A 6,423-nucleotide genomic window follows, 5' to 3' on the forward strand; every position below is an offset into this window, starting at 1 on the left:
GTAAGGTGCGCCTGACTTACGTTGTGTAAGAAACAATTAAGGTTTGTCCCTGACGCACCCTACTCTACTATATATGTGCCGCGTAATTTCTCACCTACAAAACTGCCATAATAGTTAACGCGACCAAACAGCTTAACTGAATTACTAAGCTGAACAACCGAAACTTTGGATCGAGACCAGCGATGTGAATCGCTGAATGTACCAGTCGAAATAGGATGTACACAACAATCAGCAAATCTACTGCTGTTCCTGAAACACCCCTAACTGTTAGAAGAAAAACAACTCCCAAATACAAAGGCAGGTTTTCTATCAAGTTGGATTGTACTCGAAATAGTCGCCATAGCAAGCTGTCGTCGTTTTGTATGCCGAAATCTTTGGGAGATCCGCCGACAGATAGATGACGAATCCTGACTGCTAGCAAGAGGATAACGACTGCGATCGTCCACAAAATGAAAATTGCTAAACCCCAGAGAGGGAAAGTCATATTTGTCTGTTCCATTTGCATCATCTTTCTACCTTGCTCCACTGCAGCTAATATTATGTGCGGTCAATTACAGTAATAAAAAACGGATATGTGCCCGCGAAAGTCCGCAGCCAGAGTGCGGACTTTCGTGAGCACGCGCGATCCAATCTGATTGCGGTTAATTGATCGGACACAATCTAACACTTTAGAAAAGTTTCCCGTCAGTACAATGGTTCTGGCGTTCTCATCTTTAGCTAAAATGAGTAAATCTAAAATCTAAAATCTAAAATCGGCTTGACGATCGCACCATTGTATCGAGCAGATGTTCGATCGCACCCGGTAGACTCTGGCAAAAACCAGTGTGTACCCGCGATGTCTGAACGATCGTGCTGCGGGGCGCTACGAGCCAGTGAAAGCGCTCTCTGTGGGGAAGTTGACCGATCGCGCCAGATTCCTTGCCGCCTGCACAAATGATGGGAATGACTGCTAGGTGATTGCGAATCATTTCCAGATCCAACGTTGAGTCGATCGCCATCAAGCGCTGTTCATCAATTTCGATCCGGGCTTCGAGGAATTTTTTCGTACCGCAGGAAACGATCGCCCCCACGTTGATAAACTCCTCGCGCTCAACTTTGGGAACGACGCGGATAATGGCATAATCATAAAGAAATCGATCGGGCACTAATCGCTTCCTCCAAAAAAATATGTGGTGATTCTAGCCGATTTAGCAGGTACTCGATATAAGCATCCCGATGTTGGTTGCTATCGCTGAAAGGAGAATCTCCCACCAGCCAAGTATCAGGAATTAGTTTAACAATGTTGCAAATGATGTCCGGCGTTAGCCTTTGAGTCATCTTGGAATTTGCCGCTTCCAGCGTACTGGCAAAACGCAGCAGAACGTGGTCTTTGATTGGAGGAAAACGATCGCGGCTGCGCGAGAGATAATCTTTCCAGGTGTGGTGGAAGTAGAGGGCTGCACCGTGATCGATCAGCCAAAGCCGGCGATGCCATACCAGCATATTTGCATTGCGCGACGTGCGATCGATGTTGGTCACAAAAGCATCGAACCAGACGATTTCTGAGGCCAAATCCGCCTCGGACTTACCCACTATCGGGTCAAATGTGATGGAACCGGGGAGATAGTCGAGGGCGAGGTTGAGGCCCGCGCTTGCTCGGATCAAATCTTGAATTTCCGGGTCAGGCTCAGTCCTAGCCAGTTCGGGATCGAGTTCAACAAAGACGAGTTCGGGGATTGGGAGCCCGGAGGCGCGAGCAATCTCTCCCGCCACTAACTCCGCGATCAGAGATTTTGCTCCCTGGCCCGCACCGCGAAATTTGAGCACGTACATACCATCATCATCTGCTTCGACGATCGCCGGCAGCGAGCCGCCCTCGCGCAAGGGAGTGACATACCTGGTAGCAATGACTGTTCGCAAGCTGGGACTCATGCTATTTTCGATTTGAGATTTTCGATAGGAAATCACTGATTTTATGAGGGTTGGGAGCACGGGCTTACAGTTGGATTATTTTTTGAAACTGAGACTGATGTTAAGTAGTTTGTTTACTAAACTGATGACTAAAAGGACACAACAATGTTGTGTCCCTACGGAATTTTGCCAAATCTTGCTTTGAGACAGCCATTAGTCATCAGTCATTAATCAACTAATAACTCATGACTAACCACTAATCAGTTGTACTAACGTGGTCGATTCTCTCTAATTGCCAGAGAATTTGGTTGCCCTCGCGCCGCACCCGCGAAACTACCCAATTTCGCCAAACCCAGTTGTCTCCGCGACTGGTGACAGCGCTGGCATTTACATCCATCAAATCAGCCAGTTCAGAACTGGTAATCAAGTAGCCTTTCGTAGCAACCTCGTCGGCGATGTGCAACGTTTCGATCAGATTGCGGAGGTCTTGAACCCTCACCTCGCGGGGCAAGTTCTCCAGGGTATCGGCAGTTGAATCCATCATGGTAGAGTTGGAGATCGGAAGGTCAGAAGTTATGACATAGGATTCTATCGTTTTGTTACCAGTTGCGTCCGTTTCTTCCGAAACAATTGTATTTTCAAAGTGTAGGGGCGGTGTCCCCGTGCCCGCCCCGGCCTCGTCTCCCGTTGGTTTCTGCTGTTGCAGTTCGGGAGTGAGATTGTGGGAGAAGCTGCGGGCGATTTCATCGCATCTGTCGTTGTAGAAGTCGCCGGAGTGGCCGCGGACGTGTTCCCACTGGATTTGCCGGGAATTCAGCTTGTCTAGCAGATGCCAGAGGTCTTGGTTGACAACATCTTTGCCCGTTGAAGTTTTCCAGCCTTTATTTTTCCAGCCTTGAATCCATTTGGTGATGCCGTTTTTAACGTATTCACTGTCGGTGTAAACGGTGACTGGTTCGGTTTGACCGGAACGGGCAAAAAATTCCAGCGCAGCGACAGCCGCCTGCATTTCCATGCGGTTGTTGGTGGTTTGGGGGTCTCCACCCCCGAGTTCGTGACAGTTGCCGTCGGCGAAGCAAACTACTGCACCCCAGCCGCCAGGGCCTGGGTTGCCGGAACAAGCGCCGTCTGTGTAGAGGCTTTTGATTTTTGGAGTTGTCATGAGCGAATTAATTTGTTATTTAGGGGTAAGTTGTTTGCAAGTGCGATAATTAAGGCAATTAGGATAGTTTTACTTGCTGCTATGAAAAATGCCAACTTAAAGATTAAAAAGGTTGCGCTATTTATTTGTCCGTTTTCTTTGTTAATTTTTAATACTTTCGCGCAAGCACAGCCCATAATCCCTGCTACCGACGGTACGGGTACTGTTGTCACCCCCAGCGGCAACCGCTATGATATCAACGGCGGCAGTTTGTCGGGAGACGGCGCGAATCTTTTTCACAGTTTTGGGCAGTTTGGCTTGAATGAAGGTCAAATTGCTAATTTTCTGACTAATTCGGCTATTCAGAATATATTAGCTCGCATTGCTGGCGGGGACGCTTCGCTAATTAACGGTTTAATTACTGTCACGGGCGGCAATTCTAATCTGTTTCTAATTAATCCTGCGGGGATTGTGTTTGGCCCGAACGCGAGTTTGAATGTGCCGGCGGCTTTTACTGCAACTACTGCTACTGGTGTCGGTTTTGGTTCAAATTGGTTTAATGCTGCGGGTACAAATAATTTTAGCGCATTGGTTGGTACGCCAAATGCTTTTTATTTTGGTGCGGGTGTAGCCGGAAGTATTGTTAATGCTGGCAATTTAGCGGTGACTCCGGGGCAAAATTTGGCTTTGCTTGGCGGTACGGTTGTTAGTACCGGGCAGTTGTCGGCTGCGGGCGGGCAAATTACTGTTGCTGCTGTTGAGGGCGATCGGGTTCTCCGCATTAGTCAACCAGGGCATTTGTTGAGTTTGGAAATAGCAACGGGCGGAAATTTTGGTAATTCTCAACAGACTTTAAATCCTGTTTCTTTGCCGCAGTTGCTGACAGGTACTGGGCAAAATCAGGCGACGGGTGTTGCGGTTGCTGGGGATGGTTCTGTGCGGCTTGTGGGTTCTGGTTTGCAGGTGAATTATGGGGATGTGGCGATTGCTGCTAATGTGTCTGGGCTGCCGCAGTTGAATGCGGGAAGTGCGAATTTATGGGCTGCGGAAAATCTCACGTTAGCGGGCGCTAGGCTGCAAACTACGGGGGATTTGAGTTTGCTGGGTGGGGATGCGGTGCGGGTCAGGGACAGCGCCCAGAATCCTTTTTTGGCGCAGGCTGGGGGGAATTTATACATTCAGGGCGATCGCACTATTGATATTCTCACTCAAAATGCGATCGGCGGCTTATCTCTTCCCGCGCAATTCCAAAGTGGCGGCAATTTGAGTTTGGTTAGCAACGGCGTTATTTCGGGGGATTCCCACTTTGTTTCTGGTGGCAATTTTTCGATTCTCAGTTTGTCGGGAATGCCGGGAAACTTTGTCAGTTTATTTGACCCGATTATCAGTTCCGAAGGAGATGTTTTCTTTGGAGATTATACCGGAGTTTCCCTGAAAGTCGAGGCGAGGGGGAGCATTGTTGCCGAGGAAATTACAATTACGGGCCCCGATATTGCATTGGGTAGGGAAAATGTGAGTGGCGATCCAGATATTGCTATTTTAACCAGCAGTCCGGCCTTAATTCTGCGGGCTGGAGTGCAAAATCTGGCAAATTCTCCTAATGTTCCTAATTCTCCTACGGATACTCCGGGTGATAATGAACAACCTAATCCTTTAGGTGACGATGCAATATTTACTCCTGCGTCTCTTTTGTCGAATAATTTGATTTCTGTTGAAAATATTTCTGCCGGCGGGCCGGTGATTTTGTCAGCGCCGGGAAGTATCGCAACTAGAGATATTAATGGCGGTCAAATTAGTCTCGAAAGCAGGGAAGGGGCAGTGGTAGTTGGGGGCAGATTAACCTCTAGTTCGACAATTAATATTCAAGCTAATGACAATATTATATTGACAAGTGACGTTTCTCGTGCTGATATTAACGGCAATATTAGTCTGAATACTGTTCGAGGCAATATAGTAACAGGGTCGATCGATACTGGGACTTCTGGGGCGATCGCACTCACAGCTTTTGGCAATGTCAATTTTGGGACTTTGCAGGGATCTAATGTTAATGTTACCAGTAACTCCGGGGCCTTGGGGGTTTTGACGGATGCCAATACCATTGTGCCTAATACTACACCTGTCAATATCACAGCAACTGAGAATATCAATTTGACAGCTTTTAGGGATTTAACGGTAGGCAATCTCACCGCTGCGACTGTCAATGCTAGCAGTAGCAATGGGAGTGTTAATACGGGGGCGATCGCTACTTCTGGAGATGTCAGAATTATAGCGGCACAGGAGGCAATAAACACAGGGGCAATAACTGTTAATCCTGTCGCCACAAATCCAGTTAATCCCATTATCCCTACAGTCAATCTGGACGCCCAAACTAATATTAGCGTTGATTCCATCAATGCTCCGGCGGCTACGATTGCTTTGAGAGCAACTAGCAACTTAAATGCAGGGAGTTTGCTGGGGGGGTCAGTCGATCTCAATAGCGATCAGGGAAATATTGAAGTCGCCAATACTACATCTCTTGGGAATATTAATATAATAGGTTCGGGAAATGTAAATTCAGGGGATTTGCTGGGAACAAAAGTTAATGTAAATAGCACTTCTGGAATTATTGATATTGGCTCCGCTACAGCAACAGAAAATACTGTCAATTTAACAGCGCCGCTGGATGTAACTTCAGGAGATTTGCGGGGAGTAGGAGTTAATGTAACTAGCAATACGGGAAGTATTGATGTTGGCAATACAGACGCTACAACAGGAAATGTCAGTTTGACAACTTCTGGCAATGTAAATTCAGGAGATTTGCGGGGAGTTGAAGTTGATGTCACTGGCAGCAGGGGAACTGTCAGCACCGGCAATATCGATGCTTCGGGAATTGTGAGGATTTTAGCCGGAAACGAAATCAGCATTGGGCGAATAAATGTTAATCCGATTGGGTTTGATCGAACTCCGACAGTCACTCTTAATGCCCAAAATGATATCAGTGTTGCATCGATCAATGCTCCCGGTGGTAATGTTGAGATCGCAACTCCGGGTTTAGTTCGAGTGACGGGTACTTTTAACCAAAACGCCACCCCTGTTAGCGTCTCGACTCTTGGTGGCACTCAACCCGGTACAGTTACGATCCGCCACGGCGGCGGCGATGTCAATCCGCCAATACCTTTTGCAGTGGGAGATGCGACGACTAACGGTACTGCTGGGGCGATCGCCAGCAATGCTTTAGGTACGATTACTCAAGGGCGATCGTTCATAAATTCTTACACTCAAGGCAATAGTGCGATCGTCACTACCAATCAACCCACCATCAACGAGCCACCGACTCCACCGACTCCACCGACTCCACCGACTCCACCGACTCCACCGACTCCACCGACTCCACCGACTCCACCGACTCCACC

At 47.9% G+C, this 6,423-nt stretch carries 5 protein-coding genes; 1 reads left to right on the plus strand and 4 read right to left on the minus strand.

All coding sequences use genetic code 11. From position 1 onward, the window contains the following. Positions 1-94 precede the first annotated feature (94 nt). From QUA07_RS21005 to rnhA, 4 genes are all read right to left on the minus strand, one after another. On the minus strand, positions 95-508 hold the full coding sequence (locus QUA07_RS21005; RefSeq protein WP_333328750.1) for an MAPEG family protein: 414 nt from the start codon (positions 506-508) through the stop codon (positions 95-97). 238 nt (positions 509-746) lie between these two features. Further along, positions 747-1,145 (minus strand): DUF3037 domain-containing protein, encoded by a 399-nt coding sequence (locus QUA07_RS21010; RefSeq protein WP_333205224.1) that lies wholly within the window; start codon positions 1,143-1,145, stop codon positions 747-749. Beyond that, a complete protein-coding gene (locus tag QUA07_RS21015; protein ID WP_333328753.1) occupies positions 1,123-1,911 on the minus strand; it encodes a HipA family kinase in 789 nt (262 codons plus the stop codon). Before QUA07_RS21015 ends, QUA07_RS21010 begins: the two co-directional genes overlap by 23 nt. A gap of 235 nt (positions 1,912-2,146) precedes the next feature. Then, entirely contained in the window at positions 2,147-3,052 is a 906-nt protein-coding gene (rnhA, locus tag QUA07_RS21020; RefSeq protein WP_333293335.1) for a ribonuclease HI, read from the minus strand. Between the two features lie 81 nt (positions 3,053-3,133). On the opposite strand from rnhA, the gene QUA07_RS21025 reads away from it, so the two are divergent. Continuing rightward, a partial coding sequence (locus QUA07_RS21025) for a two-partner secretion domain-containing protein (RefSeq protein WP_333328756.1) occupies positions 3,134-6,423 on the plus strand: 3,290 nt, incomplete at its 3' end.

The organism is Microcoleus sp. T3_A4 (assembly GCF_036700465.1).
In the GTDB taxonomy this organism is placed as follows: Bacteria; Cyanobacteriota; Cyanobacteriia; order Cyanobacteriales; family Microcoleaceae; genus Microcoleus.

Coding starts and splice junctions, on each gene's coding strand:
- QUA07_RS21005 (WP_333328750.1), bottom strand. CDS start 508: ATGATGCAAATGGAACAGACAAATATGACTTTCCCTCTCTGGGGTTTA.
- QUA07_RS21015 (WP_333328753.1), bottom strand. CDS start 1,911: ATGAGTCCCAGCTTGCGAACAGTCATTGCTACCAGGTATGTCACTCCC.
- rnhA (WP_333293335.1), bottom strand. CDS start 3,052: ATGACAACTCCAAAAATCAAAAGCCTCTACACAGACGGCGCTTGTTCC.